Genomic DNA, 25,812 nt, shown 5'->3' on the forward strand with positions numbered 1-25,812 from the left:
GCTCAGCGCCCAAGCATAGTTAAGGCTCGGTCATTGTGCTTTCTGCGAACGGTTCCAATTGTTGCTGCAGCGCCTGCTCCAGTTCGACCATCGCCGCGTCGGTGGCCTCGATGCAGCGCACGATGGCCGCCACAGACGTGGTCTGCAGGCAGGCCTGTTCCAGGGCATCGCAGCGCACGATCAGACGCGAAGCCTGGGCGATTCGGGCGGCGCCCTTGATCTTGTGCGCCACCGCCGCCAATGCCTCGCGATCATTGTGCGGCGCCAGGGCCAGCAACTCCTCGCGATCGAGGCGGCTGCTCTTGAGCAATTGCGTGAGCAGGCGTTGGGCCTGAAGCGGATTGCCGCCCGTCAATTGATTCAAACCCTCGAGATTGAACGCAGGTTCAGGGGTTGCCGGTTGCAGGCCGTTGACCCACTGGCTCAGCGCACTGAGGCTCAGGGGTTTGAACAGGCAGTCATTCATGCCGGCCTGTTTGCAGCGCTGCACTTCCTCGGGTTGCGCATTGGCTGTGAAGCCCAGCACGGTACAAGGAGCACGCCCGGTGCTTTGTTCGTGCTGGCGGATGGCCTCGGTCAGTTCGTAGCCGTTCATCACTGGCATATTGCAGTCGGCGATGACCAGATCGAATGCGCCGCGCTGCCACGTCTCGAATCCGCTTCGCCCCTCTTCGGCAAGGCTGAAGCGGTGCCCGAGGAACTCCAGTTGCTGGCACATCAGCAGACGATTGGCGGGATGGTCGTCGACCACGAGGATGTTCAGCGGCGTACCCGCGGCGTGGATCGGTGGCGCGGTTTTCGTCGCGGCGACCTTGCACGGCAGCGTTTGCAGCGGCAGCGACAGGCAGACCTGAGTGCCGATCCCGGGCTGACTGCTCAATTGCAGCTGACCGCCCATCATTTCACAGAGGTTGCGACTGATCACCAACCCCAGACCCGCGCCGCTGCGCGCGGGCTGTCGGCCACTGTCAGCCTGGGCGAACGGTTTGAACAGGCGCTGTTGATCTTCGATGCTGATGCCGACCCCGGTGTCCTGGATCGTCAATTGAATCAGCGAACACTGGCCCGCGCCATCGGGCACCACGTCCAGATTGACCCGGACCTGCCCGGACTCGGTGAATTTGATGGCGTTGCTGATCAGGTTCGACAGGATCTGCTTGAAGCGCAACGGATCGAGCTGCACGTCGACATTGAGGCCCGGGGGAGTGAGGGTCAGGGGCAGGGCGAGGTTTTTCTGCCGGGCCAGACCGTCGAAGATCCTCACCACCGAAGAAACGGTTTCCACCAGATTGACCCGCTCGGGACTCAGGCTCAGGTGCCCGGACTCGATCCGTGCGATATCAAGGATGTCGCCGATCAGGCCCAACAGGTCCTTGGCCGAGCAATAGGCGGTTTCGATGGACGAGCGATCCGGAGCCTGATCGGTCATGCGCTCGAGCGTCAATTCGAGCATGCCGATGATGGCATTCATCGGCGTACGGATTTCGTGGCTCATGGTGGCCAGAAAGGTACTTTTGGCACGGTTGGCGTTGTCCGCCTGTTCTTTGGCCGTACGCAGTTCATCGAACAGTTGCCGGCGTTCACTGATGTCGATCCAGCCACCGATGATCCCTTGTACATCGCCGCTGGAATCGCGGTACGGCAGGATCCAGTGGTAGATCGTCAGACGCCGGCCACCGATGTGCAGCGGTCGGTCGAGTACCATCGGTGTCCCTTCGGCCACAACCCGCTGGTAGTCCGCCTCGAAGGCCTGGGCTTCGAAGGCATTGCTCAGGGTGCCTTGCATGACGCTTTTGCCGATCACGTCTTCGCGTTTGGCGTTGAAGGCTTCGAGGTAACTGTCGTTGCAGCTTTGCAGCAGCCCCCGGCGGTCGCGCACATAGATCGGGTGAGGCGTGCCGTTGACCAGTGAGCGCATGAATTCGAACTGGTCGTTGAGTGCCCGCTCGGCGGCCTGGCGTTGCTTGATCTGGCGCCGCATGTAGGCATTCCACAGCAGTGACAGCAACAGCAGCAGGCAGGCTGCGCCAATCAGTTGGTAAAACAGGCGCTGGTAGTGATGCCAGTTGCTTTGCGCCGCATTGGAAAAACCGCGCCAGCGGCTATTGATCACCCCCAGTTCTTCGGGGCTGATGCTCAGCAGCGCCTTGTCGAGGATCGACCCCAGCTCGCTGTTGTCGCGGGCCGTGGCCAGCGAAAAGGCTGCCTGACGGGTGCCGAGGGTGGTGGTGATCTGCAACTGATGCTCGAAGATCCGCGACGAAATCAGATAGTTGGCGATCACCAGCGAAGCGACGGCGCCATCGGCCTTGCCCTCGGCGAGCAAGGTCGCGGCGCCAAAGGTGTCGGAGGTTTCGGTCAGGTGGATATTGGGGAACTCGCGTCGCAGGTAATCGGCCATGGGACTGCCTTGGGCAATCGCCAGGTATTTGTCCTTGAGCTGCGTCGGATGGGTCGGGCTGTCGGTGGCTTTGCGGGTCAGCAGGACGAACGAGTTTTCCAGGTAGGGACGGCTGAATTGCAGGGTCTTTTCCCGTTGCGGGCTGGGTAGCAACGCCGCGATCAGATCGGCTCGGTGCTGATTGATCTGCTCGACCATGTCGCCGTCGCTGCGGCTGCGTACCAGTTCGAAGCGCATGCCGGTGCGCAGGCGCAGCAGTTCGAGCAGGTCTGCGGTGATGCCACGCAGATTGCCGTCGCTGTCGAAGAACGTCAGCGGCGCGAACGCCTCGTTGACGACGACGCGCAGCACCGGATGCTGTTTGAGCCACTGCTCTTCATGGTGGGTCAATTGCAGCTTCTGGTCGGTCAGCAGGATGTCGCTGCCAGCGCTCCAGCGCTTGGCGATGCGGTCGCGTTCACTGGCCGGTATGGCCTGGAGCGCGGTGTTGATGATCGCGAGCAGTTGCGGATTGTCGGTATGCACGGCGAAGCTGAAACCGTGGGCTTCCTGTTTGCCGAAATTGGCCATGCGAATGTTGTTCAGATAGCCCTTGTTGATCATGTAGTGGGTGGAGATGGTATCGCCCAGAAACACGTCGGCCTGATCGAAAGCCACCGCATTGATTGCGTTTTGATAGGAAGGGTAGGACGTCAGGATGGCCTTGGGGTACAGCGCCTTGACTTCCTCCTGCGGCAGATAGTGATAGACCATGCTCAGGCGCAGACCGGCCAGGCCCTCGGTGAGCGTACGAGTCTCGTCTTCACGGGTGACCAGTACCGGCTGATCAATGGCATAGGGGATTGAAAGCAGAATGTCCGGATTACTCGCCTCGAAACCGTTGGCCGTACCGAGCATATCGACCTGTCCGCCTATCAGTGCACGCAAGGCGGCTTCCCGTGAGGCAAAGCGCTTGACCCGGATTGGTAAACCGACAGCCTGTGCGAGGAGGCCGGCGTAGTCGGCGGTAAAACCTTCGTAATCGCGGCCGCTGGCGGTCATGTCGAACGGCGGATAATCCGGTGCGGAGGTGCCCAGTCTCAGTTCGCTGCGAGTCTGTAACCATTGCCGTTGCGCGGGCTGCAGAGAAATGGACAGCGCTTCGTGGCTCGAACGGCTGCGCAGCACATAATCTTGCGCTGTGACGAGGTCGGCATAGGCTTGAGGAGTCAGGCACAGGCTCGCACACAATATGACGAGATAGATCTTCAAACGACTGGGCATTCAGGCTCTCACACTAGCGCGTTGCGTTTGGCCATCTCGATAAGTTCCACCAGGGATCTGGCTTTCAGTTTCTGCATCAAGCGTTTTTTGTAAGTGCTGACGGTTTTGTTACTGAGAAACATGCCTTTGGCAATTTCCTTGTTGGTCCGCCCCTGTGCAAATAACTGCAGGACCATGAGTTCGCGGTCATTCACGGCTTTGAATAATTCCAGTTCGGCGTAACGTACATCGTCACTGCGTACCGGATTCAATGCCTGACTTGGGAAATAGTTGTAACCGGAAAGTACCGCTTTTATGGCGCTGACCAGTTCACTCAAGTCTTCTTCCTTGCACACATAACCGGACGCGCCGGATTGCATGCAGCGAATACCGAACAGTGTCGGGCATTGCGCCGTCAGTACCAGGGTCTTGAGCGGAGTGCCCATGGCGTTGAAACGGGCGAGGACTTCCAGGCCGTCGAGCTTGGGGATGCTGATATCGAGGATGATCAGGTCGGGCATGCATTCGCGAACCATCTGCATGGCATCGACCCCATTATCGGTTTCGCCGACGACCCTATAACCTTCATGCTCGAGCAGCATTCGAACGGCAAGTCGGATGACGGGGTGATCATCGACAATAAAAACGGAGTTCATAATCAAATCCCATACGTGCGCGAATAAAGCGCGCACCTTAGCTCAGATAAATGAGCGGCCGCATGAACTCACATGGCTCTAGCAGCAATATAGGATAAGTCCTACACACTAAAGGGAAATTGACTACGACCAAACTCAATGTCGCGTAAGGAGGTGTTTAGAGTATTTGTTTATCTGAATGTTTTAAGTTGCTTGTAGAGTATTGAAGAAGCAGCGTTTGTCTGTGTTGTTTTGAAGTTAAACGGATTACGTTTGGTCTGCGCGCTCATTGAATACCGAAGAGCCGCTTTAATGGATCAGGCACTCAACCGGGCAGTCGCGCTGACCCGGTTGAGGAAGATGCTCCGTCAGTGGCTGGAGCGCCCGGTCATTTCCAGCGCCATGTCGCTGGCGTAGCTGTCGGTCATCCCGGCGATAAAGTCGATCATGCGCAGGAACGAGGTGTGCAGCGGCCCGTGGGGATCGGGTGCATTGTTGCCCAGCAGATCGAGGATGCGACGACTCTTGAACGACGGCGTGCGTCCACCGTGTTGTTCGAGTGCCGCACCGCAGAACGCGTTGAGGAGGATTTCCAGCGTGGTGTAAGCGCCGATTTCATGCAGCGTCTTGCGCTTGTCCTGGAAGATTTTCTTGCGGGCGATGTCCTTGGCATTGAGCACGCAGCGTTTGGCCGGGCCGTGCATGTGTTCCACCAGGTCGCCGTGCAGCGTGCCGGCGAGCAGCGCGTCCTGTTGCTCGACGAACGCTCGGGCGGCAGCATTGGTCAGGTGCTCGATGGCCTTGCCGCGCAGGATCGCCAGTTTGCGTCGGCGCGAATCCTGCGGGCCGAGCTGGCGATAGGTTTCCGGCAGGTCGTCACCCACAAGGCCGAGCAGCAGCGATTCGACTTCCGCGTATTCCAGCAGCTCCATTTCCAGGCCGTCTTCGAGGTCGATCAACGCATAGCAGATGTCGTCGGCCGCCTCCATCAGGTACACCAACGGGTGCCGCGCCCAGCGCTGGTCTTCCAGTTGCGGCAGGCCGAGTTTGTGGGCGATCTGCTCCAGCAGCGGCAATTCACTCTGGTAGCAGCCGAACTTGTGTTTCTTGTAGCCCAGCGAGTCGGCGTGACGGGCCGTCCACGGATACTTCAGATAGGTGCCGAGGGTGGCGTAGGTGAGTCGGGTGCCACCATCGAACTGGTGGTACTCAAGTTGAGTCAGCACGCGAAAGCCTTGCGCGTTGCCTTCGAAATTGAGGAAGTCACCGCGCTCGGCTTCGCTCATGCCGTCGAGCCAGCCGCGCCCGGCCGCCTGCTGGAACCAGTGGCGAATCGCGTCTTCCCCGGAATGACCGAACGGTGGATTGCCGATGTCATGCGCCAGGCAGGCCGATTGCACGACCATGCCCAGGTCGCTCGGGTCGCACCAGTCGGGCAGGGCGCTGCGCAAGGTTTCACCGACGCGCATGCCCAGCGAACGGCCGACGCAGCTGACTTCCAGCGAGTGGGTCAGACGGGTGTGGATGTGGTCGTTACTCGATACCGGGTGCACCTGGGTCTTGCGTCCCAGGCGGCGGAAAGCGCCGGAGAAAATGATGCGGTCGTGGTCTTTGTGGAACGGGCTGCGGCCCAGCTCTTGCGGGCTGTGCAGCGGCTTTCCAAGGCGTTCGCGGTTAAGCAGGGTCTGCCAATCCAAGGCTGGTTCTCTCCGTCGGTGACTGGAATGATCAATGCCCTAGCTTCCCGGTTCGGCCACGCCCCTGCAAGCGGAACTACAAGCCGGCTGCATCAATGTCGATCAGCAGCAAGCGTTCGCCGTTGTCGAAGAACTGGCCGGCGGTCAGGCAATACTGGTTGCTGGTGGCATCGCGGTAGGTGCTGGACAGGGTCAGGCGCCGCTCCTCCCAGCCTTCGGCGAGCAGATGATAGAAGTACGGACGCCATGACCAGTTGTGCCCCAGGTAGCGGTTGTCGGCGACCCAACGGTTATGCCGCCATTCAAGGTTGGGCGTGAGTTGGGTGCCATGCCGGTCGCATTGGTAGAACCGCAGCAACCACGGGAAGGCTTCGAGTTGCGGCAGCGCACTCAGCGGCGCGTGGGCCTGAGCCCAGCTCTGGAGGATCGCCATCAGTTCGCCGAGCTGCTGGCGCATCTGCATCAAGCGCCCGCGTTCGGCCAGCTTCTGCCGCACGTACCGCTGACGCAGTTCGGCGAAGCGCTGCACGAAGGCATCGGTCGGATAGAAGGCTTCCTGCGCCCGGGCGAACAGAAAACCCTGAACGTAACGTGATCCGCATTCCAGGGCGAAATTCAGTTGCGCTTCGGTCTCCACGCCTTCGGCAATGATCCAGCAGCCGGTTTTCTCAGCCATTTGCGCCAGGGCCTTGACCACCTCGCTGCTCGGCCCGCCCAGCGCCGCCGCCTGGAACAGGCGCATGTCGAGTTTGAGGATGTCCGGCTGCAACGCCAGCACCCGATCAAGCTGCGAGTAACCGGCACCGAAATCATCAATGGCAATCCGCGCACCGGCCTCACGATAACGGCCGACCACGTCGGTCAGACGCTGACTGTTGCCGCCCAGTTCAGTGATCTCGAACACGATGCGTTGCGGATCGACGCCGTGTCGCAGCATTTGCTTGAGACTGGGCAGGGGCTGATCCGCGCGCAGGCGACTGATCCAGCGCGGCGACATGTTCAGGCTCAGAAACCATTCGGCAGGGGCTTCATGCAGTCGGCTCAGGGCGTGGTCACGGATCTGGCGGTCGAGGCGCCGCAGGGCGATGGCAGGTGTGCGCGGGTCGGCGAACAAGGGCCCGACCGAGGCCAATTGGCCGTCAGGCTGGCGCAGTCGACCGAGGGCTTCGACGCCTGCAATTCGTCCGGTAGCGGTATCGATGAAAGGTTGAAAGCAGGCGAGCGGTTGCCCGTCGATCACGGGGCCTCCTTAGTTGTTCTTGTTCGGGGTAAACCCTGCCGGCCGGATAGGCGTGCGGGATTGAACCTCGGGGTGAGGAGGTTCAATCCCGGATATTGCAAGAATGCAGCCAGATACGTCGGTTCAGCGTTTGCCCGAACTCTGCATCACCAGTCTGATCAGCGGCCCGAGGCTGGTGCCAAGACGGATCAGCCGGGTCAACCCGCCGACGCCGCCGCTTTTTGCGCCTTTGCCGGTGATGAAACCCAGCAGGGTGACGGCGGCCACGCCCCATAGCGGCGCATGCTTGATGCCGAAGCCGTCTTGCAGGTTTTGCTTCATCCCCCGCATGCGCTGCAAGGGTTGCAGCACTTGCCCGGCTTCGTGGCGGATTTCCTGACGATGCATTTCCATGCGCAGGCGAATCAGCGCCTTGCGCATTTCCCGGCGCGAGCTGTTGTGTGGCAGTTCAGGCAGGCTCATGGCAGCAGGCGCTCCCGATCGTTGGCCAATTCTTCCAGGGTGCCGTGGAAGGGCGAGGATTCATCGAAGACCGCTGCCTTCAGACGCAATCCACAGAACCCCGCCGCCAGGACGTAGAACACGCACAGGCCGATGATCCCGGCCAGGCGATAAGTGTCCCAGAGCAGGATCAACACCAAGGCAGACAGGCCGATCAGCAACAGCAACGCAAACACCAGCGCCAGCCCTGCGAACAGCAACAGGCTGACGGTGCGTGCTTTCTGTTCCTGCAGCTCGATGCCGAACAGTTCGACATGGCTGTGCAGCAGGCCGAGAACAGCTGCGCCCAGGCGCCGCGTGGAGGAGGTGGTGCCCGACCCCAGGCCGGATTCGCCGATCGACATGATCAGCGCCGAGTGGCCAGCAGGCCAATCAGGAAGCCCACCCCGGCGGCGATGCCCACCGACTGCCAAGGATTGGCGGACACGTAGTCTTCGGTGGCGGTGACCGCCGCCTGACCGCGATCGCGCAGGGTGTCTTCGGTCAGCTTCAGGGTTTCCCGGGCGCGCAACAGGCTGTCGTGGATCTGATCACGCAGCTCATCGGCCTGATCGCCCGCGAGGGACGCGGTGTGTTCGAGCAACCGTTCGGTATCGGCCACCAGAGTCTGGAAGTCGTTCATCAGGATTTCTTGAGCAGTCTTTGCCTTGATGCTGGCCATGGGTGGATCTCCGTAAGTGACGTCTGAAGCGTTCGAGTATGAGCCTTGCGCGAAGGTTCAGTACAAATGACTGGTACAGCTTTTGCTATGTCGTGGTGCGTCCTGCCGCCGTCGTGCGCTGTTGGCGGGCGTACATGCAGCAAAACCTTAACTCAAATAATCCGGGTTCGTGTCAGGACATCGACCTTGTGCGCCAAAGCGGTTCATCGCAGCGTCGCTGCGCAGACCGACCGGTCGCAACTTGGTGCATGAATTGTCCGCGCGAACCGCTTTGGTGCCTTTTTAGCCTTCAGGTCTGCCTCTTTATGGAAAATCTGCAAAGCGCTGTGGACACACTGGTTCACAGTTCCAACACGTTGTTCATTCTGATCGGTGCGGTGATGGTGCTGGCGATGCATGCCGGTTTCGCCTTTCTTGAAGTCGGCACGGTTCGCCAGAAAAACCAGGTCAACGCGCTGTCGAAAATTCTCAGTGACTTTGCGGTCTCGACCCTGGCCTATTTCTTTATAGGCTATTGGATCTCCTACGGGGTGACCTTCATGCAACCGGCGGCGGTGCTGAGTGCCGATCACGGTTACGGTCTGGTGAAGTTTTTCTTCCTGCTGACCTTTGCCGCGGCGATCCCGGCGATCATCTCCGGCGGGATTGCCGAGCGCGCGCGATTCGTTCCGCAACTGTGTGCAACGGCGCTGATCGTGGCATTCATCTACCCGTTTTTCGAGGGCATGATCTGGAACGGCAACTTCGGTCTGCAGGCCTGGCTGACGGCGCGTTTTGGCGCGGCGTTCCATGATTTCGCCGGATCGGTAGTGGTGCACGCCATGGGTGGCTGGCTGGCGCTGGCGGCGGTGTTGCTGCTCGGCCCGCGCAACGGGCGTTATCGCGACGGGCGTCTGGTGGCGTTCGCGCCGTCGAGCATTCCGTTTCTGGCGCTGGGTTCGTGGATTCTGATTGTCGGCTGGTTCGGCTTCAACGTGATGAGCGCACAGACGTTGCAAGGCGTCAGCGGTCTGGTTGCAGTCAACTCGTTGATGGCCATGGTCGGCGGCACGGTGGCGGCGTTGATTGTCGGGCGCAATGACCCGGGCTTCCTGCACAACGGCCCGTTGGCCGGACTGGTAGCGATCTGCGCCGGTTCCGACCTGATGCATCCGGTGGGTGCCTTGGTCACCGGAGCGATTGCCGGTGCGCTGTTTGTCTGGTGCTTTACCGCCGCACAAGTCAAATGGCGCATCGACGATGTGCTCGGTGTCTGGCCGTTGCACGGTTTGTGCGGGGTGTGGGGCGGGATCGCCTGCGGCATCTTCGGCCAGACTGCGCTGGGTGGTCTCGGCGGTGTCAGCCTGATCAGCCAGGTGATCGGCACCGCGCTGGGTGTGTTGGTGGCGTTGCTCGGCGGCTTCGTCGTCTACGGTGTGATCAAGGCCTTGCACGGCCTGCGCCTGAGTCAGGAGCAAGAGTATTACGGCGCCGACCTGTCGCTGCACAAGATCGGCGCGGTGAGTCAGGACTAGGCTTCCTTGTCTTCGGCGCCGGGATAAAACCCGTGCAACAGGCGATAGCGGTCGATGCGCACCTGATCGATCTGCTCCTGCACCTGATGCGCCGGCAGGCCGAGCATGATCAAGGCGTGGGAGGCGAGCATCAGGCTCGATTCCAACAGCTCCGGCACCACTTCGGTGGCGCCGGCCGCTTTGAGTTCAGCCCATTGGCTGTCGTCGCGGGTGCGCACCAGAATCGGGATCTGTACATTGAGCCGGCGCGCTTCCTTGAGAATGCGCAGGCTGACATCGCTCTGATCCACGGCGATCACCAGCAGCCGGGCGCGCAACAGTCCGACGGCGGTCAGCAGGTCGCCGCGTGACGAGTCGCCGTAATGCACCTCGCTTTCGCCGGACGCGGCTTCCTGCACGCGCACCGGATCGTTGTCCAACGCGATATAAGGCTGATTGGCATTGCGCATGAAGCGGCCGATGGACTGGCCGACTCGGCCGTAGCCACAGATCACCACGTGTTGATCCAGACCGGCATTGAGGGCGCTGATTTCCTCGATTTGCGCCTCCTGGTTCGGCTTGCGGTGCAGGCGCGCGGCGATTTTCGGCGCGGCGCGCAACAGCAACGGTGTCAGCAGCATCGAGCAGAATGTTGCCGCGAGCAGCAGGGCGCCCAGCTCGGCAGGGAGCAGTTGGTTCTGTTGCATCTGCGCCATCAAGGCGAAGCAGAATTCCCCGCCCTGCGCCAGGGCCAGGCCGCTGCGCCAGGCGGTTTCATGATCGCTGCCGCGCCACTTGATCAGGAGTGCGACGACCGTGCCTTTGATCAGCATCAGGCCGAGGGTCAGGCCGAGAATCAGCACGCTGTGACTGATGAACAGTTGCAGGTCGATCAGCATGCCGATGCTGACGAAAAACACCCCGAGCAGGATGTCGCGAAACGGCCGGATGTCGGCCTCGATCTGATGGCGATAGTGGCTCTCGCCGAGCAGCATCCCGGCCAGAAATGCGCCAAGGGCAGGGGACAGGCCCAGCAGATGCGTCAGCCATGCGGTCAGCAGCACAATCACCAGCGCCAGCAGCACGAACAATTCCGCCGAGCGGGACGCGGCCACTTCATGGAACAGCCGTGGCAGCAGCCAGCGGCTGGCCAGCAACAGACCGAAAAACAGCACCACGGTCTTCACCAGCGTCAGCGGCAAGGCCCAATACCAGGCTTGCGCGCTGCTCCCGGCGAACACCGGCACCAGGGTCAGCAACAACACCGCGACCACGTCCTGAAACAGCAAGACCCCGACCGCGTTCAGCCCGTGGCTGCTGAACACTTCGCCCAGGCTGCTCAACTCCTTGGTGACAATCGCCGTCGACGACAACGACAGCCCGGCGCCGAGCAACATTGCCGGGGCCAGCGGCATGCCCAGCAGGATCAGCACCAGCCCGAGCACCCCGGTGCTGAGCAATACCTGCTGACTGCCCAGGCGAAACACTACCTGGCGCAGCGCGATCATTTTCGACAGGGAAAACTCCAGGCCCAGTGAGAACAGCAGGAACACCACGCCCAACTCGGCCACGTCCGGCAGGTGTTCGCTCTCGTTGACCCAGTTGAACGCGGTCGGTCCCACCATCAGGCCCACGCAGAGATAGCCCAGCACCGGCGGCAAACGCAGGCGGCGGAACAGGGCAATCATCACCAGGGATGAGGCGAGGATGATCAACAGGTTGGCAAACACAAGACACTCCGATGTCAGGCTCAGGCTTCTCAAGCGTAGAGGCAAAAAGCGCGGGAGCATCGCCTGATTGGCTTTTCCGTGGACTGATTTGCGTCAGGGTTTTGCGTGTTTCCCGCCGTGTTCGGGTCTTCGGGCAGCAGTCGCTCGACGGGTTTTCGAGGCAGGCCTAGAATGAACGCTCACTTTTCCGGTTGAGCGATCATGCCTCCTGAATGTCAGTTGTTCGGCACCTTGGGATGCCATTTGTGTGAGTTGGCAGAGGCCGAACTGATGCCGCTTGTCGAGCATGGGCTGTTGGTGGAGCTGGTGGACATCGCTGAAAGTGAGCCGTTGGTTGAGGCTTATGGGCTAAGAATTCCGGTACTGCGCCGAATTGATACCGGGGCCGAGTTGGACTGGCCTTTCGACGCCGATCAAGTGGTTGCTTTCCTGCGTTGATCCTCGTTCCGCTGGTCACTCCTGCACAGGCAGTCCTTGGCACTCTAGGGTTTATTCGGTTACTGTATGTTCATACAGTAATTGGAAAGACCTGCTGCTTTTGATGACTTGAGCAGGTGAATCCGGCAGTCAGAGGGACGAACCGTGGTCAATGTCGAACAGTTGAAGAACAGCGTGAACCGGATGTCGGTTGACGTGGTGCGCGAGGCGGTCCTCGAGTTGCGCCTGGACGGGCTGGTCACGGAGGGCAAGACGCCTTTCAACAAACTGCATTTCAACACCTGTTTTGCCGAGATCGAGGCGCTGTTCCAGCGTGCCGGTTATCACAAGCAGCTGGATGTGGTCGGTTATCAGGGCTTGCTGTACGCCTTGTATGACCCGGGGCGCTGGGAGGCGGTCGATGTGCTGCGCTGGCTCAAGGAGTTCACCGAAGCCGCGGCGCTCAAGTCGATTCCGGCCTGAGCGGGCCGCAGACTCTGCGCTAGGTTCGTTGCGCTCAGTGTTGGATAATGCCGGCCTGCATTGAGGGTTCGAATTTCCGTATGTCCACACCAACATTTTCCGCTGCTCAGAATCAGGCCAGCACCCTTTACCTGCCTCCCGGTGCGTGGCTTACCGTGCTGGATTGCCTGTGTGAGCATTTCAGTGCGATCAGCCGGGAGCAATGGCTGGACAGAATCGCCCGGGGCCGGGTGCTGGATGGTCAGGGGCAGCCGATTGCGGTGGATCTGCCGTACAAGGAAGGCCTGCGCATTCACTACTTCCGCGAAGTGCCGGATGAAAAACCGATTCCGGTGCTCGAGTCGATCCTGTATGCGGACGAGCATCTGGTGGTGGCGGACAAACCGCATTTTCTGCCGGTGACACCCGCCGGTGAATACGTCGAGCAGACGTTGCTGCGCCGTCTGATCCGTCGCCTCGATAATCCGCATCTGGTGCCACTGCACCGCATTGACCGGCACACGGCGGGGCTGGTGATCTTTTCCGCCAACCCGCAAACCCGCTCGGCTTATCAGTCGTTGTTCCCGACCCGGCAGATCGATAAACGTTATGAAGCGATCGCCCGTGCGCTGCCGGAACTGGAATTTCCCCTGGTGCACAAAAGTCGCCTGATCGACGGCGAACCGTTCTTCCGCATGCAGGAAGGCCCAGGTGTCGCCAATACTGAAACGGCGGTGGAAGTCCGGGAAAAGAATGGTGATCTGTGGCGCTACGGCCTGTACCCGGTGACCGGCAAGAAGCATCAGCTAAGGGTGCATATGACCGCGCTAGGGGCGAGTATCTGTAATGATCCGTTCTACCCGGATGTGTTGAAAGACGTTGAGGATGACTATGCCAATCCGTTGAAGCTGTTGGCACAGGGGCTGCGGTTTGTCGACCCGGTGACCGGCGAAGAACGCGAGTTCGAAAGTCAGATCACCTTGCAGTGGTGACGCCATTCACTTTCCCCGCTCCCATGAAAAAGCCCGCATTGATGCGGGCTTTTCTGTATCCGGTGTCGACGTAAAGCTTACAGCTCTTTAACGGTACGAACCTGATCCTTGTTGATGCGGGTCTCTTTGCCGTCGAGTTGTTTGAACTCGTAGAAGCCCGAATCTTCATCGTATTTCGGGGTGTCGACGGCCTGGATTTCGCGACCGTCATTCAAGGTGATCACTGTTGGCGACGAGCAACCAGCGAGAGTTGCCAGGCCCAGTGCGAGCATGAAAGTGGCGAGGGTCCGTTGAGTCATGGGTGTGTCTCCGAATGGGAATACTTTGGTTACTGAGCTTGAGACGTGTACAAGGCGTGAGAGTTCCTTGAGTGCTGTCAGTCTGACACAGTGTTATGCGCATTTAACAGTTCGGGGGTGTTCAGGTTGGCCAGTCGCGGGTCATTGTCGGGGCATTGCAGGGCCGTCGCGCCGAGGTTGCGCATGACCCGGCCAGGGCTGCGTTCGCCGGTATTCCAGGCGGTTTCGAACACGGGCAGCAGCGCGACCGGAATCACACACAGCAGCGGTTCCCAATGGTCATCGTGACGCAGCATTAAAGGTTTGTCAGGAAACTGGGCGGCGGTTTCACGCATGTCCTGCAGCAGTGCTGCGTCGATTCGCGGCACATCGCAGGGCAGCACCAGCAAGTGCGGCAGGCGGGCGGCTTTGAGTCCGGCAAGGATACCGGCCAGAGGACCGGGAAAATCGCCCTCTTCATCGCTGACCAATTGATCGGCGTACGCGGCATAGCGCTCACGATTGCGATTGCAGGAGATGATCAGATCGTCAGTCAGCGGCCGGACCTTGCGCTGCAAGTGCGCAATCAGCGGCTCACCCTGCCACTCGATCAGCCCTTTGTCCTGGCCGCCCATGCGCTGGCCGCGTCCGCCTGCCAGGAGCAAAATGGAACAAGGGGGCAATGGCGTATTCGAGGTCATGGCAGCTCTCCAGCAGGGCGGCGAAAAATTCGGGCGCTGTGATATAACACCGGGCTGTTTCTCCTACAACTGGACGAGCCTAATGAAAGCCAAGGCCGATGTACCTTTTGCGCCGCTGAACATTGCGGTGCTGACTGTCAGCGATACCCGAACCCTGGAAACCGACACATCAGGCCAGGTCTTCGTCGACCGTCTGACCGCTGCCGGCCACCGTCTGGCCGAGCGGGTCCTGCTCAAAGATGATCTGTACAAGATCCGCGCGCAAGTTGCCCACTGGATTGCCGAGGACGTGGTGCAGGTTGTGTTGATTACCGGCGGCACCGGTTTTACCGGGCGTGACAGCACGCCTGAAGCCATAGCTTGTCTGCTCGACAAGCAGGTTGACGGATTCGGTGAACTGTTCCGCCAGATCTCGGTGGCTGATATCGGTACGTCAACCGTGCAGTCGCGAGCTCTGGCCGGTCTGGCCAATGGCACGCTGGTGTGCTGCCTGCCAGGTTCAACCAATGCGGTGCGCACCGGTTGGGACGGGATTCTCGCCGAACAGCTGGACTCTCGGCATCGCCCATGCAATTTCGTACCTCACCTGAAACAGGCAGCGCCTTGTGAATCCCGTGGGTAAGCCGGGCAAGACTGGCAGTCTGATGCCTGTCGAGGAAGCGCTGGCCCGCCTGCTGGAAATGGCTGACGCTTCGCCGATTGTCGAGCGCGAGTTTCTGCCGTTGGCTGAAGTAGAGGGGCGGGTGCTGGGCGACGACCTGATTTCGACTCTGGATCTGCCGCCCTGGCCAAACAGCGCCATGGACGGTTATGCCCTGAATCTGGCGGACTGGACCGGCGAACCGCTGCCGGTCAGCCAGAAAGTGTTCGCCGGGCAGGCGCCTGAGCCATTGAAGCCCGGTACCTGCGCGCGGATCTTCACCGGTGCGCCAGTGCCAGCCGGGGCCGATTGCGTGGAAATGCAGGAGAACGCCGAGGTCCTGACCGACGGCAGCGTGCGCTTCATCGAAACCATGAGTGTCGGTCAGAACATTCGCCCGCAGGGGCAGGAAACCACTATCGGTGAGTTGATCCTGGCGGCAGGTACCCGACTGGGACCGATCGAGCAAGGTCTGGCGGCGTCGCTGGGGAGTGCCGGCCTGAATGTTGTACGCAAGGTGCGAGTCGCGGTGCTGTCCACCGGCGATGAACTGGTCGAGCCGGGTCAGCCGTTGGGGCCGGGGCAGATTTACAACAGTAATCGGGTGGTGTTGTGCAGTTGGTTGCAGCGCCTGGGTTGTGAGGTGATTGATGCCGGCATTCTTCCGGACGATCTGGCCACTACGCGGGCGCGTTTGGGCGACTTGCAGGATGTCGACCTGATTCTGTCGACCGGCGGCGTTTCGGTGGGCGAAGCGGATTTTCTTGGCATCGCGTTGAGGGAAGAGGGCGAGCTGGCGCTGTGGAAACTGGCAATCAAACCGGGCAAACCGCTGACCTTCGGCCATTTTCGCAAAGTGCCGGTCATCGGCCTGCCGGGTAACCCTGCTTCGACTCTGGTGACCTTTGCTCTGCTCGCGCGGCCCTATTTGCTGAGGCGTCAGGGCGTACAGGATTCAGAACCTCTGAAGTTTACGGTGCCGGCAGGCTTCGTCTGGCCTGTGGCCGGCAATCGGCGCGAATACTTGCGCGGTCGACTCGAACAAGGGCGGGCAGTCATTTACCGCAATCAAAGTTCCGGTGTGCTGCGCAGTGCGGCCTGGGCGGATGGCCTGGTAGAAGTGCTGGAAGGCCGTACGCTGGCAGAAGGCGATGAGGTTGGGTTCATTCCATTGAGCGACCTGCTCGGCTGATCCGCGCCTGGTGACTGCAGGCTCGACCAATACCGAGTCGATGCCTGCATTTCTTCCGTCAATGGCTCATCAGTGTGACCAACTGATCGAACCGGCTGTTGGCAACCCATCCCAACAGTCCCAAGACCACCGCCGTAGCACCCGCCGAATAGGCGAGACGGTGCTTGATGGTCTTTACATCCCCGCGGACTTCGTCCATATCGCGACGAATGTATTTGAGGTGGGTTTCCAGTTCGGTCACGCGCGGTTCCATATCAACTTCTCCAGCGGTTCTGGCGTTTTTTTTGAAATCGGATTTGTGACTGGTGCGACTTTCACCGAGAGGGACAATCGGACTAGTTGGAATTTTGGCTTCATGGCTGGACATGGAGATGTCCATCGGCTGTTTCAAATGTAAGCGCGCTGGCCTTCCCGTCATTCCAACTGTCACCAGCACCGAGGGTGTATCCACTCATTACCTGCACGTCCTTGTGTTGTTAAATCGAAGATTGATACCACCTGCACACGGTGAATCAATGATCGAGTCTGGTCAATTGAGCCGATTCCTCACATATCGTAAGAAAAAATACCGCTGTGTAGGACTGCAACAGGCAATCGTTTGAATTAAATGGGATTGCCATGGCTTTTTTGCGGGTGCCAGAGGTCAAGATGTTTCATACCGATTCAACCGTGGGGAGTGACCGTTATGAGTGAGCGCAGGGCGCTGTTGATTTTGCATGGCAAGCAGGCACTCAATGAGGCGGTGCGCGCCGCCGTCGAAGCAAAGCGCGAGCAGGGCTGGGAGCTGGCAGTGCGTCTGACCTGGGAGGCGGGTGACGCTCAGCGTCTGGTGGAGGAGGCACTGGCAGGCGGTTATCGGCAGATCATCGCCGGGGGTGGTGATGGTACGTTGCGGGATATCGCTGAAGCCCTGGCGGCGCATGCGCACAAGGCCAGTCTGGTGCTGCTGCCGCTGGGCACGGCCAACGACTTTTCCCGCGCGGCGGGGATCCCGCTGGAGCCGGCCGAGGCACTTGAGCTTCTCGATGTACCGCCGCGTGATATTGATCTGGGCGAAGTTGGCGGGCAGATTTTCCTCAACATGGCCACCGGTGGTTTCGGTAGCCAGGTGACGGCCAATACGTCCGAGGATCTGAAAAAAGTGTTGGGTGGGGCCGCCTATCTGTTCACCGGTTTATCGCGCTTCAGTGAGTTGCACGCGGCCTATGGCGAACTGCAGGGGCCGGACTTTCACTGGCGTGGCGAGCTGCTCGCGTTGGGTATCGGCAACGGCCGCCAGGCGGGCGGTGGACACGTATTGTGCCCGCAGGCGCTGGCGGATGATGGCCTGTTGGACATCAGCATTCTGCCCGCGCCACAGGAGTTGGTGGGCACGCTGAAGAATCTGCTCAGCGATGGTTTCGGCCTCGATAACATGTTTGTGCGCGCCCGCTTGCCCTGGGTTGAAATCAAGGTCGCTGAGGGCTTGAGCATCAATCTTGACGGCGAGCCGCTGATAGGCGAAAGCCTGCGCTTCGAGGCCCGTCCGGGAGCATTGCGGGTGCACTTGCCCGAGCATTCGCCGCTGTTGGGCAGTGCCCGGTCGGTCAGTCGTCCAGGCTGATGATCTGCTCGCGTACCGCGAACAGTACCAGGCCCGCCACGTCGTAGATCTGCAGGCGTTTCATGATCTGCGAACGATGGGTTTCGACAGTCTTGATGCTCAGGCCCAGACCGTTGGCGATTTCCCGGGTGGATTTGCCGCGTACGATCAACCGCAGGATCTCCAGCTGGCGTGCCGTCAGGTTGTGCGAGTCGGCCACTTCCGGCTGGTTTTTCTGCGTGCGGGTCAGCGCCTGATTGATCACGGTGTGGGCGATCGCCGGGCTCAGGTAGCGTTCGTTGTTGCGCAGGGCTTCGAGGGCATGTTCAAGCTCGGTGGCCGTCGTGTCCTTGAGCAGATAACCGTGCGCCCCGGATTCCAGTGCCTGCATGATCAGCGCCGGATCGGTATGCATCGACAGGATCAGTACCTTGCTTTGTGGCCGCACGCGCTTGAGCCGTTGCAGGGCTTCCAGGCCTCCGGTTTCCTTCATCGAGATATCCAGCAACACGATATCGGGTACCAGTTGCTCGACCATTTCGAGCAGCTGCGAGCCATCGCTGGCTTCGCCAACGACCGCGTAACCGGGAATGTCGAGCACCAGAGCACGCACGCCGGCCCTGATCAGCGAGTGGTCATCCACCAGAAGTAAGTTACAAGTCAACGCATAACCTTATTCGTACTGGCCCGCTCGAGTGCACGGGGCGCCCAGGGGAATAGTGCTTCGATTTGAGTACCTTTGCCCGGCTCGCTGATGACGTTCAGCGTGCCGCCCAACTGTTCGATCCTTTCGGCCATCCCGGCCATGCCGCGCTGTCCTTCCCGCCCCGGATCCGCAGCAGGCGCAAACCCTTGGCCATCGTCACTGATCAACAACGTCAGGCCTTGCGGCAGTCGTTGCACGCGGATCAACAGGTTGCTGGCCTGCGCGTGACGCAGAATGTTGGTGACCGCTTCCTGGGCAATGCGAAAGGCGGCGACTGCCATTTCTTCGGGAATCCCGTTGAGCCGCTGCTGGCAATCGAGGCTCCAGTGCACCGGCGTGTTGGCCAGAGTCTTGAGCAAGTGCGCACGCAGACTGGCCTCCAGCCCGAGGCTGGTCAGTTGGCGCGGATTGAGGATAGCCGACACGTCGCGCACCTTGTTCAGGGTTTCCTCAAGGGTGTCGCTGAGTGTCGAGCATTGCTCTTGCAGGTCTTGCGGCAGACGTCTTTTCAGCCATTCGCTTTGCAGCTTGGCCGCCGTCAGCAACTGACCGATATCGTCGTGCAGTTCGCGGCTGAGCCGGTGCCGTTCGTTTTCCTGGACTTCCAGCAAGCGGTCGGCGAGCTCCTGAGGCTGGAACTTGATCGATTTGCGTGACAGCCGATATTGCACCCAGACACAAGCGGTGGCGGCGATGTTCAACAGCAGCAGACCGAGCGAGAGTGGCGCCGCAAAACCGTAGGTCAGCAAGCTGCCAACGGCTGCGCTGACACACAATATGAGAGTGAACCGGCGTGCATTTTCCCGGGAGGGTGGCCATGTGGTGATTGACTTGAGGCTGGCGTACATAACGGATGGAGCCAATAGATGTTCGCTGCGGGCAGACCGGCCGGTGGCGGGCGGATCTCTGTCTGAAAATGCTGTCAATTATGTTATTGATTTTAACCGGGGTCAGTGAACGACATTTGACCGCAAACTTCGATGGATGCCTGTCACTGAATCACTGTGCCATTAAATTGAAAGCAACTAATGGCCGGCATAATACCACTTAAGATACCGTTGGTCGCGTTTGCCATATATGTCCATTGAGTCATGAAAGAGGCCATGTTGGACGTGAGTTCCATAATGGAAAAGTCGCTTTATTGTGTTCGATAGATATCGATGTTGCTCGAAGTTGATCGTTACACGGACACAGGCAAACCCTGAGGCCGCAGGAAAATTTCCGCTGGTGTCAGGTGTGATTATTTAATTCGGTTTGTCGCTGGCAGGTATGAACTATTCAATTGCGACATTCAGCGGTGCGGATCAGCTATCTGGATTCGTGCAATTTCAGCACTGAATCAGGCCTGCCGTTCCGAATAAGACATGAGTGACAACGGTTGAGTCGCAAGTGACGGCTGAAATTCACCTTGACCTACCTGGAACGCGAAGGCTTCGATCAGGGAGGTCTGTTCGCTAGCGTCCAGGCTCAACTGGCCAGTGTTCTGATCGACCAGTTCGATTTGCCAGGCCATCAGGGTGAAACAGTCTTTGAGCGCATCCAGAGCCTGTGCATGCAGGTCGATATGTTCCGGCGCGTGGTCGAGCAGGCTGTGAATATGCAGGGAAAACTCGGAAATCGCCTCCAGTGCCAACGCTTCTGCACGGCTCGCAAGCTTGAGCAGGGTGCTGCGCATGCAGTCGATGGCGTCCTTGTCGTTGCTGATCAGTTGCAGGTGGCTCAGGCATTCTTCGGACTTGGCCAGGAGTGTTTCAGCTTCGACGAGAAATTCGGGGAAGCGTTGTGCCCAGTCTTTGCGGTCGATTGGCATGCTTATCTCCACAGCGTCATGTCTGATGAGGGAATGCCGTGTGTGTCGACGATCATGAATCGTCGGGAGATCGCGCCCCACCGTGCAAGTGCACTGGCTGAGGTTTTCCAGAGGGTAAGGTTCCACTGACCTGCGATCGCACACAATAGCCTGACTCCGTTCATGCAATGAGAATGGCGTCACATTAATGGCTATTGGATATTGCGAACATCAGGTTGGGCCTGATTGTTACTAGGGGATTCCCTTACACGCGGGAACCTGTGACGCCAACCGTGGTCGCGCCAGAAGAGAATGTAGCAGATGAAAACACCGAGCCAGTAAAGCATGATGTTAATGTGACATCAATGCCTGTGTATGGCATTTTGATACTGATTTCTATGGGGATCAAGAATCGCCATAAACAGCCGATAACCCCTCAATAGTGAATTCATCAGAACAAGCCCAGGAGTCATTGATGGCCGGCATTCTCGACACGGTAGACCAACGCACGCAACTGGTGGGTGAGAATCGCCTGGAAATTCTCATGTTTCGACTGGCCGGACGCCAATTGTTCGCGATCAACGTGTTCAAGGTTCAGGAAGTTCTGCAATTGCCGAAGCTGACCCTGATGCCGCAGCGCCACCCGTTTGTCTGCGGCGTGGTCAACCTGCGCGGCCAGACGCTGCCGGTGATCGACCTGTCCCAGGCGATCGGCATGCGTCCGCTGGTGCCGGGCCCGAACAGCACCATCATCGTCACCGAGTACAACCGTTCGGTGCAGGCTTTCCTTGTCGGTGGCGTGGATCGCATCGTCAACATGAACTGGGAAGCCATTCTGCCGCCGCCGACCAGCGCCGGGCGCCAGCATTACCTGACCGCGATCAGCAAGGTTGACGATCAACTGGTGGAAATCATCGACGTCGAGAAAGTCCTCGCCGAGATCGTCCCGTACAACGCCAAGGTCTCGCGTGACAAGCTCGACGATCCGGTGCTGGAACGTGCCCGCGGCCGCGAAGTGCTGCTGGTGGACGACTCCAATGTGGCGCTGTCGCAACTGCGCGACACCCTTGGCCAGCTCGGGGTGAAGATGCACATCGCCAGTGATGGCCTGAAGGCACTGAACATGCTCAAGGCCTGGGCCGATACCGGGGTGAACATGACCGACAAACTGCTGATGGTGTTCACCGACGCGGAAATGCCGGAAATGGACGGCTATCGCCTGACCACCGAGATCCGCAACGACCCGCGCCTGCGTGGCCTGTACGTGGTGCTGCACACCTCGCTGTCCGGCAGTTTCAACGACTCGATGGTGAAGAAGGTCGGCTGCGACAACTTCCTCTCCAAGTTCCAGCCGGACAAATTGGTCGATGTGGTGCGTCAGCGTCTGATGCTCGATGAAGTGCCAGCCTGATCCTGACGCTTCAGCCTCCTGTGGGAGCGAGCCTGCTCGCGAAGGCGGATTCCATATCGACACATGTGTTGAATGAGTTTCCGCTTTCGCGAGCAGGCTCGCTCCCACAAGGTTTGCAGTGCACAAACTCTTTTGATTCACAGATAAAGCTCGTATAGGGTGGCTTTTTTGCCCATCAGGAAGCTGGACATGCTGCGTCTGAGTGCGCTTTATCGTTACCCGTTGAAATCCGGCAAGCCCGAGATTCTGCAATCGATTGGCCTGGACAAACTTGGCCTGGAAGGTGACCGACGCTGGATGCTGGTAGACGAGGCCAGCGGCCGCTTCCTGACCCAACGGGCCGAAGCGAAAATGAGCCAGCTGTCGGCGCTGTGGAATGCGCAGGGCGGCCTGACCCTCAGTGCGCCTGACCACACCGCGCTGGATATCCCGTTGCCCGAGGACGATGCCGAGCTGCGCGGCGTGACCATCTGGCGTGACACCCTGCGCGTGCCGGATGCCGGTGATGAAGCGGCCCGCTGGGTCAGCGATTTCATCGGCAAGCCGACCCGTCTGGTGCAGGTGCCACTTGATCGCGCGCGCATGACGCAGGCCGGTTATGGTCGCGAGGATGATCAGGTGGCATTCGCCGACGGTTTCCCGCTATTGCTGATTGGCGAGGCGTCGTTGCAGGATCTGGTGCAAAAGGTCGGACGGCCGCTGGAGATGTTGCGTTTCCGGCCGAATCTGGTGATCGAAGGCAGTGCGGCGTTCGCCGAAGATGGCTGGAAGCGCATTCGCATCGGCGCTGTCGAATTCCGGGTGGTCAAGCCGTGCTCGCGCTGCATCCTGACCACCATCGATCCGCAGACCGGGGAGCGCAGTGCCGATCGCGAACCGCTGGCGACCTTGCAGAAGTACCGCGCCCAGGCCGATGGCGCGATGTTCGGGCAGAATCTGGTCAACGACAGCAATGGTCGGCTGGAAGTCGGTATGCCGGTGGAAATCCTCGAATAATCGAGGCCAGAAATGAAAATGCCCGTGTCCATGGACACGGGCATTTTTTTGCACCGGGAAAAGCCGTGGGCTTAGCCGCGGTATTCGCACAGGTAAGCGGTGTCAACGGCGACTTTCAGCTGGAACTTGCTGTTGGCCGGTACGTTGAACTGGCTGCCGGCGGCGAAGGTTTCCCAGTCGCTGCTGTCCGGCAGCTTGACGGTCAGTGCGCCGGAGACCACGTGCATGATTTCGCGCTGAGCGGTGCCGAATTCGTATTCGCCCGGGGCCATGACGCCGATGGTCGCCGGACCTTCAGCGGTGCCAAAAGCGATCGACTTGACGGTGCCGTCGAAGTACTCGTTGACTTTGAACATGGGCGATTCCTCTTGAATGGGGCTTAAAAAGGGTTAAAAAGGGCCGGCCAGTATGCACAAGGCTCCCGGCGCCGTCACCTGCCCGGGGCGTGTCCGGCGAGTTCTCGCCCTGACTTCAGAGTGGCAAGACCAGCGGCAGCAACCGCGCGGTGTTGCGCGCATCTTCCAGGGCCCGATGCTGTTGACCGCTGAACTGCATGCCGGCCAGTTGCAGCGCGCCGTTCAGGCCCAACGGTCGTTCCAGTCGCCGCGCCTTGGCAAAGCGCTGTTTGAGGTTCATGTGCTGCACCCGGCTCAGTACGCTGTCGAGTTGCAGGCGTTGCCACTCCTGGAGCAATTGCTTGCGGTCGTAATCGCCCCAACTGGCCCAGCCCTCGAGGCGCGTCTGGTGTTGCCCGAGCCAGCGTTCGAACGCCGGCCAGACCTCGCTCAACGGCTGCGCGGCGTCGATGTTGGCTTGGGTGATGTGTGTGAGCTCCCGACAGAACGGCGTTAGCAATGGCCGCCGGGTCGGTTTGACGAACCGCTGAAAGTGATCCTGCTCGCGACCGGCACGATCGACCAGCGTCGCGCCGATTTCGATGATTTCCATTTCCGTAACCGGCCAGCCACCTTCATCTGTGGTGGCTTCCAGATCAATGACCAGCCAATGGGGCATCGCAGGTTTCCTGATTTACGCGTCCTGATAGATCAGAGCGTAGTCAAACCTCGCGTTTGCGCCTGGCGACTCACTCGACCTGCAACAGAACCTGACGATTTTTTACCTGATCGCCGACCTTGACCTGCACCCGCTTGAGCACGCCGTCGATGCCGGCCTTGAGCGGATGCTCCATTTTCATTGCCTCCAGCACCACCAGCAACTGACCCTTGCTGACCGGGCTGCCTTCGCTGACCAGCACGTCGACGATGGCACCGTCCATCGGCGCCTTGAGTGTGCCGGAGCTGACGCTGCTCTGACTGCTGATGAGCGCATGAGTTCGATCCTCCAGGCGCAGGCTGCCGGGGTGGGTGAACAGCCAGAGTTCTTCACCATCGACCCGATAGGCGTGACGCTGGCGCAGGCCGTCGACTTCCAGCGTCACAGCGCGCTCGTCGCAATCGATGACGGTCAGCGCCAGCGCGCGCTGCATCACGTTCACGGTGAATCGGCCAGCGCCGTCCGCAAGCAGCTGCAAGGTCCAGTCCCGTTCTTCCACACCGAGACGAAAATTGAGCGGCACGCCGGCATTGTTGCGCCAGCCCTTGAGCGGCGCACGATGCGCCCGCGCGCCAGACTGATAAAACAGCACGGCGGCGATGGCCAGTTCCTCCGCACCGGGGGCGTAGGCGTGCAGGCAAGGGTGGTCAGTGAAGTGCTGAGCAATGAACGCGGTGCTGAACTCGCCGCTGATGAACTGCGGATGTTGCAGCAGGCTGACCAGCAAACGCTGATTGGTCTGCACGCCGAGCAGCACGCTGTCCTGCACTGCGCGCAACAGTTTGCGCCGCGCTTCTTCGCGGGTGGCGCCGTGGGCAATCAGTTTGCCGAGCATCGGGTCGTAGAACGGACTGACCCACTGACCTTCGCGCAAGCCGTGATCGATCCGCGCACCCGGAGTGACTGCCGGTTCCCAGGCCTGGACACGACCGGTCTGCGGCAGGAAATTCTGCGTCGGATCTTCGGCATACAAACGCACTTCCATGGCGTGGCCGTTCAGCGCGACCTGATCCTGAGTCAACGGCAGCGGCTGCCCTTCGGCGACGGCCAATTGCCAGGCGACCAGATCCTGCCCGGTGATCAACTCGGTCACCGGATGCTCGACCTGCAGACGCGTGTTCATTTCCAGAAAGTAGAACTGCCCACGGGCATCGAGCAGAAACTCGACGGTGCCGGCACCGACGTAATTCACCGCTCGGCCAGCCTTGAGCGCCGCTTCGCCCATGGCCTGACGCAACTCGTGGGTCATCACCGGGCAGGGTGCTTCCTCGATGACTTTCTGATGGCGGCGCTGCACCGAGCAGTCGCGCTCGCCGAGGTAGATCAGGTTGCCGCGATGATCGCCGAACAGTTGTACCTCAACGTGCCGTGGTTCGATCAGCGCCTGTTCGAGGATCAGTTCATCACTGCCGAAACCGTTCAGCGCCTCGGAGCGGGCGGTGCGCAATTGCGCCGGCAACTCGTCGCTGCTGTGCACCAGGCGCATCCCGCGTCCACCGCCGCCAGCGCTGGCCTTGATCATCAGCGGGTAGCCAATGCGCTCGGCCTCGCGCAGCAAGGTGGCGTCGTCCTGCGCGGCGCCTTGATAGCCGGCAATACACGGTACGCCGGCTTCGAGCATGGCGATTTTCGACAGGCGTTTGCTGCCCATCAGTTCGATGGCGTCGGCGCTGGGGCCGATAAAGGTCAGGCCGGCTTCTGCGCAGGCGCGGGCGAACCCGGCATTTTCCGAGAGGAAGCCATAGCCGGGATGAATCGCGTCGGCACCGCTGCGGCGGGCGGCGTCGAGGATCGCCGGGATGTTCAGGTAGGACTGCTGCACCGGGGCGGCGCCGATGTTCACCGCTTGATCGGCCATCTGCACGTGCAGGGCATTGGCGTCGGCATCGCTGAATACGGCAACGGTGCGATAGCCGAGGGCCTGGGCGGTGCGCTGGATGCGGCAGGCGATTTCACCGCGGTTGGCGATCAGGATTTTGTGGAGGGCGGGCAT

Annotated in this window: 26 protein-coding genes; 9 read left to right on the forward strand and 17 right to left on the reverse strand. The window is 60.2% G+C overall.

The window, feature by feature from the left end:
• Window positions 1-19 precede the first annotated feature (19 nt).
• The 7 genes from M0814_RS09965 to M0814_RS09995 form a co-directional block, all read right to left on the reverse strand.
• Complete coding sequence (locus M0814_RS09965; protein WP_103483819.1) at window positions 20-3,664, reverse strand: transporter substrate-binding domain-containing protein; 3,645 nt, start codon at window positions 3,662-3,664, stop codon at window positions 20-22.
• An 8-nt stretch (window positions 3,665-3,672) separates the two neighbouring features.
• The gene (locus M0814_RS09970) at window positions 3,673-4,299 is read right to left on the reverse strand and encodes a response regulator transcription factor (protein WP_003226744.1); all 627 of its coding nucleotides are present in this window, start codon (window positions 4,297-4,299) and stop codon (window positions 3,673-3,675) included.
• Window positions 4,300-4,646: 347 nt separating this feature from the next.
• Window positions 4,647-5,975: a deoxyguanosinetriphosphate triphosphohydrolase gene (locus M0814_RS09975; protein WP_003226741.1), complete on the reverse strand. Its 1,329-nt coding sequence runs from the start codon at window positions 5,973-5,975 to the stop codon at window positions 4,647-4,649.
• Between the two features lie 76 nt (window positions 5,976-6,051).
• The gene (locus tag M0814_RS09980; RefSeq protein ID WP_003226739.1) at window positions 6,052-7,215 is read right to left on the reverse strand and encodes an EAL domain-containing protein; all 1,164 of its coding nucleotides are present in this window, start codon (window positions 7,213-7,215) and stop codon (window positions 6,052-6,054) included.
• Window positions 7,216-7,338: 123 nt separating this feature from the next.
• A complete protein-coding gene (locus tag M0814_RS09985; RefSeq protein WP_003226737.1) occupies window positions 7,339-7,677 on the reverse strand; it encodes a hypothetical protein in 339 nt (112 codons plus the stop codon).
• A complete protein-coding gene (locus M0814_RS09990) occupies window positions 7,674-8,060 on the reverse strand; it encodes a phage holin family protein (protein ID WP_003226735.1) in 387 nt (128 codons plus the stop codon). Before M0814_RS09990 ends, M0814_RS09985 begins: the two co-directional genes overlap by 4 nt.
• Before the next feature lie 2 nt (window positions 8,061-8,062).
• Entirely contained in the window at window positions 8,063-8,377 is a 315-nt protein-coding gene (locus M0814_RS09995; RefSeq protein ID WP_003226733.1) for a DUF883 family protein, read from the reverse strand.
• 305 nt (window positions 8,378-8,682) lie between these two features.
• Here M0814_RS09995 and M0814_RS10000 point away from each other — a divergent pair, with 305 nt between their 5' ends.
• The gene (locus tag M0814_RS10000; RefSeq protein ID WP_103483818.1) at window positions 8,683-9,891 is read left to right on the forward strand and encodes an ammonium transporter; all 1,209 of its coding nucleotides are present in this window, start codon (window positions 8,683-8,685) and stop codon (window positions 9,889-9,891) included.
• Here M0814_RS10000 and M0814_RS10005 read toward each other — a convergent pair.
• Window positions 9,888-11,600, reverse strand: coding sequence for a monovalent cation:proton antiporter-2 (CPA2) family protein (locus M0814_RS10005; protein WP_103483817.1), 1,713 nt, complete (start codon window positions 11,598-11,600; stop codon window positions 9,888-9,890). The two genes, M0814_RS10000 and M0814_RS10005, sit on opposite strands and share 4 nt — an antisense overlap.
• Before the next feature lie 201 nt (window positions 11,601-11,801).
• Here M0814_RS10005 and M0814_RS10010 point away from each other — a divergent pair, with 201 nt between their 5' ends.
• The 3 genes from M0814_RS10010 (at window position 11,802) to M0814_RS10020 (ending at window position 13,471) form a co-directional block, all read left to right on the forward strand.
• On the forward strand, window positions 11,802-12,038 hold the full coding sequence (locus M0814_RS10010) for a glutaredoxin family protein (RefSeq protein ID WP_103483816.1): 237 nt from the start codon (window positions 11,802-11,804) through the stop codon (window positions 12,036-12,038).
• 144 nt (window positions 12,039-12,182) lie between these two features.
• A complete protein-coding gene (locus tag M0814_RS10015; protein WP_003226726.1) occupies window positions 12,183-12,500 on the forward strand; it encodes a transcriptional regulator in 318 nt (105 codons plus the stop codon).
• Between the two features lie 80 nt (window positions 12,501-12,580).
• Window positions 12,581-13,471 carry a pseudouridine synthase gene (locus M0814_RS10020; protein ID WP_045122565.1) on the forward strand — a complete coding sequence of 297 codons (891 nt, stop codon included), beginning with the start codon at window positions 12,581-12,583 and terminating at the stop codon, window positions 13,469-13,471.
• A 77-nt stretch (window positions 13,472-13,548) separates the two neighbouring features.
• Here M0814_RS10020 and M0814_RS10025 read toward each other — a convergent pair whose 3' ends face one another.
• Together M0814_RS10025 and mobA are read right to left on the reverse strand one after the other, a co-directional pair.
• Window positions 13,549-13,770 carry a YgdI/YgdR family lipoprotein gene (locus tag M0814_RS10025; RefSeq protein ID WP_003226722.1) on the reverse strand — a complete coding sequence of 74 codons (222 nt, stop codon included), beginning with the start codon at window positions 13,768-13,770 and terminating at the stop codon, window positions 13,549-13,551.
• A gap of 77 nt (window positions 13,771-13,847) precedes the next feature.
• Complete coding sequence (gene mobA, locus M0814_RS10030) at window positions 13,848-14,450, reverse strand: molybdenum cofactor guanylyltransferase MobA (protein WP_103483815.1); 603 nt, start codon at window positions 14,448-14,450, stop codon at window positions 13,848-13,850.
• Window positions 14,451-14,532: 82 nt separating this feature from the next.
• Between mobA and moaB the strand changes: the two genes are divergently transcribed.
• On the forward strand, window positions 14,533-15,072 hold the full coding sequence (gene moaB, locus M0814_RS10035) for a molybdenum cofactor biosynthesis protein B (RefSeq protein WP_103483814.1): 540 nt from the start codon (window positions 14,533-14,535) through the stop codon (window positions 15,070-15,072).
• Window positions 15,056-16,282, forward strand: a complete 1,227-nt coding sequence (gene glp, locus M0814_RS10040; RefSeq protein WP_103483813.1) for a gephyrin-like molybdotransferase Glp — start codon at window positions 15,056-15,058, stop codon at window positions 16,280-16,282. The genes moaB and glp overlap by 17 nt, the downstream gene beginning before the upstream one ends.
• Before the next feature lie 58 nt (window positions 16,283-16,340).
• Here the strand turns inward: glp and M0814_RS10045 are convergent, their stop codons facing one another.
• On the reverse strand, window positions 16,341-16,649 hold the full coding sequence (locus M0814_RS10045; protein ID WP_177434688.1) for a hypothetical protein: 309 nt from the start codon (window positions 16,647-16,649) through the stop codon (window positions 16,341-16,343).
• A gap of 318 nt (window positions 16,650-16,967) precedes the next feature.
• On the opposite strand from M0814_RS10045, the gene yegS reads away from it, so the two are divergent.
• Entirely contained in the window at window positions 16,968-17,885 is a 918-nt protein-coding gene (yegS, locus tag M0814_RS10050; protein WP_103483812.1) for a lipid kinase YegS, read from the forward strand.
• On the opposite strand, the gene M0814_RS10055 is transcribed toward yegS, so the two are convergent.
• The 3 genes from M0814_RS10055 to M0814_RS10065 all read right to left on the reverse strand — a co-directional run bounded on the left by M0814_RS10055 (window position 17,869) and on the right by M0814_RS10065 (window position 20,380).
• A complete protein-coding gene (locus M0814_RS10055; RefSeq protein WP_003226712.1) occupies window positions 17,869-18,528 on the reverse strand; it encodes a response regulator transcription factor in 660 nt (219 codons plus the stop codon). The two genes, yegS and M0814_RS10055, sit on opposite strands and share 17 nt — an antisense overlap.
• Entirely contained in the window at window positions 18,525-19,418 is an 894-nt protein-coding gene (locus M0814_RS10060) for a sensor histidine kinase (RefSeq protein ID WP_103483811.1), read from the reverse strand. The genes M0814_RS10055 and M0814_RS10060 overlap by 4 nt, the downstream gene beginning before the upstream one ends.
• Before the next feature lie 491 nt (window positions 19,419-19,909).
• Complete coding sequence (locus M0814_RS10065; RefSeq protein ID WP_103483810.1) at window positions 19,910-20,380, reverse strand: hypothetical protein; 471 nt, start codon at window positions 20,378-20,380, stop codon at window positions 19,910-19,912.
• Between the two features lie 454 nt (window positions 20,381-20,834).
• Between M0814_RS10065 and M0814_RS10070 the strand changes: the two genes are divergently transcribed.
• Both M0814_RS10070 and M0814_RS10075 read left to right on the forward strand, forming a co-directional pair.
• The gene (locus M0814_RS10070) at window positions 20,835-21,770 is read left to right on the forward strand and encodes a chemotaxis protein CheV (RefSeq protein WP_003226705.1); all 936 of its coding nucleotides are present in this window, start codon (window positions 20,835-20,837) and stop codon (window positions 21,768-21,770) included.
• A 189-nt stretch (window positions 21,771-21,959) separates the two neighbouring features.
• Window positions 21,960-22,766: an MOSC domain-containing protein gene (locus M0814_RS10075; protein ID WP_003226703.1), complete on the forward strand. Its 807-nt coding sequence runs from the start codon at window positions 21,960-21,962 to the stop codon at window positions 22,764-22,766.
• A 71-nt stretch (window positions 22,767-22,837) separates the two neighbouring features.
• On the opposite strand, the gene M0814_RS10080 is transcribed toward M0814_RS10075, so the two are convergent.
• The 3 genes from M0814_RS10080 to M0814_RS10090 all read right to left on the reverse strand — a co-directional run bounded on the left by M0814_RS10080 (window position 22,838) and on the right by M0814_RS10090 (window position 25,812).
• Complete coding sequence (locus M0814_RS10080) at window positions 22,838-23,122, reverse strand: pyrimidine/purine nucleoside phosphorylase (protein WP_003226701.1); 285 nt, start codon at window positions 23,120-23,122, stop codon at window positions 22,838-22,840.
• A 115-nt stretch (window positions 23,123-23,237) separates the two neighbouring features.
• Complete coding sequence (locus M0814_RS10085; RefSeq protein ID WP_003226699.1) at window positions 23,238-23,780, reverse strand: exonuclease domain-containing protein; 543 nt, start codon at window positions 23,778-23,780, stop codon at window positions 23,238-23,240.
• 70 nt (window positions 23,781-23,850) lie between these two features.
• Window positions 23,851-25,812: an acetyl/propionyl/methylcrotonyl-CoA carboxylase subunit alpha gene (locus tag M0814_RS10090; protein WP_103483809.1), complete on the reverse strand. Its 1,962-nt coding sequence runs from the start codon at window positions 25,810-25,812 to the stop codon at window positions 23,851-23,853.

Origin of the sequence: Pseudomonas sp. MWU12-2020, from assembly GCF_023100605.1 — a bacterium.
Taxonomy (GTDB): Bacteria; Pseudomonadota; Gammaproteobacteria; order Pseudomonadales; family Pseudomonadaceae; genus Aquipseudomonas; species Aquipseudomonas fluorescens_H.

Excerpts from the sequence above, each read along its gene's own strand:
- M0814_RS09965 (WP_103483819.1), bottom strand. The coding sequence starts at position 3,664 with ATGCCCAGTCGTTTGAAGATCTATCTCGTCATATTGTGTGCGAGCCTG.
- M0814_RS09970 (WP_003226744.1), bottom strand. The coding sequence starts at position 4,299 with ATGAACTCCGTTTTTATTGTCGATGATCACCCCGTCATCCGACTTGCC.
- M0814_RS09985 (WP_003226737.1), bottom strand. The coding sequence starts at position 7,677 with ATGAGCCTGCCTGAACTGCCACACAACAGCTCGCGCCGGGAAATGCGC.
- M0814_RS09990 (WP_003226735.1), bottom strand. The coding sequence starts at position 8,060 with ATGTCGATCGGCGAATCCGGCCTGGGGTCGGGCACCACCTCCTCCACG.
- M0814_RS09995 (WP_003226733.1), bottom strand. The coding sequence starts at position 8,377 with ATGGCCAGCATCAAGGCAAAGACTGCTCAAGAAATCCTGATGAACGAC.
- M0814_RS10000 (WP_103483818.1), top strand. The coding sequence starts at position 8,683 with ATGGAAAATCTGCAAAGCGCTGTGGACACACTGGTTCACAGTTCCAAC.
- M0814_RS10010 (WP_103483816.1), top strand. The coding sequence starts at position 11,802 with ATGCCTCCTGAATGTCAGTTGTTCGGCACCTTGGGATGCCATTTGTGT.
- M0814_RS10020 (WP_045122565.1), top strand. The coding sequence starts at position 12,581 with ATGTCCACACCAACATTTTCCGCTGCTCAGAATCAGGCCAGCACCCTT.
- M0814_RS10025 (WP_003226722.1), bottom strand. The coding sequence starts at position 13,770 with ATGACTCAACGGACCCTCGCCACTTTCATGCTCGCACTGGGCCTGGCA.
- mobA (WP_103483815.1), bottom strand. The coding sequence starts at position 14,450 with ATGACCTCGAATACGCCATTGCCCCCTTGTTCCATTTTGCTCCTGGCA.
- moaB (WP_103483814.1), top strand. The coding sequence starts at position 14,533 with ATGAAAGCCAAGGCCGATGTACCTTTTGCGCCGCTGAACATTGCGGTG.
- M0814_RS10045 (WP_177434688.1), bottom strand. The coding sequence starts at position 16,649 with ATGTCCAGCCATGAAGCCAAAATTCCAACTAGTCCGATTGTCCCTCTC.
- yegS (WP_103483812.1), top strand. The coding sequence starts at position 16,968 with ATGAGTGAGCGCAGGGCGCTGTTGATTTTGCATGGCAAGCAGGCACTC.
- M0814_RS10060 (WP_103483811.1), bottom strand. The coding sequence starts at position 19,418 with ATGTACGCCAGCCTCAAGTCAATCACCACATGGCCACCCTCCCGGGAA.
- M0814_RS10065 (WP_103483810.1), bottom strand. The coding sequence starts at position 20,380 with ATGCCAATCGACCGCAAAGACTGGGCACAACGCTTCCCCGAATTTCTC.
- M0814_RS10070 (WP_003226705.1), top strand. The coding sequence starts at position 20,835 with ATGGCCGGCATTCTCGACACGGTAGACCAACGCACGCAACTGGTGGGT.
- M0814_RS10075 (WP_003226703.1), top strand. The coding sequence starts at position 21,960 with ATGCTGCGTCTGAGTGCGCTTTATCGTTACCCGTTGAAATCCGGCAAG.
- M0814_RS10080 (WP_003226701.1), bottom strand. The coding sequence starts at position 23,122 with ATGTTCAAAGTCAACGAGTACTTCGACGGCACCGTCAAGTCGATCGCT.
- M0814_RS10085 (WP_003226699.1), bottom strand. The coding sequence starts at position 23,780 with ATGCCCCATTGGCTGGTCATTGATCTGGAAGCCACCACAGATGAAGGT.
- M0814_RS10090 (WP_103483809.1), bottom strand. The coding sequence starts at position 25,812 with ATGCCCGCCCTCCACAAAATCCTGATCGCCAACCGCGGTGAAATCGCC.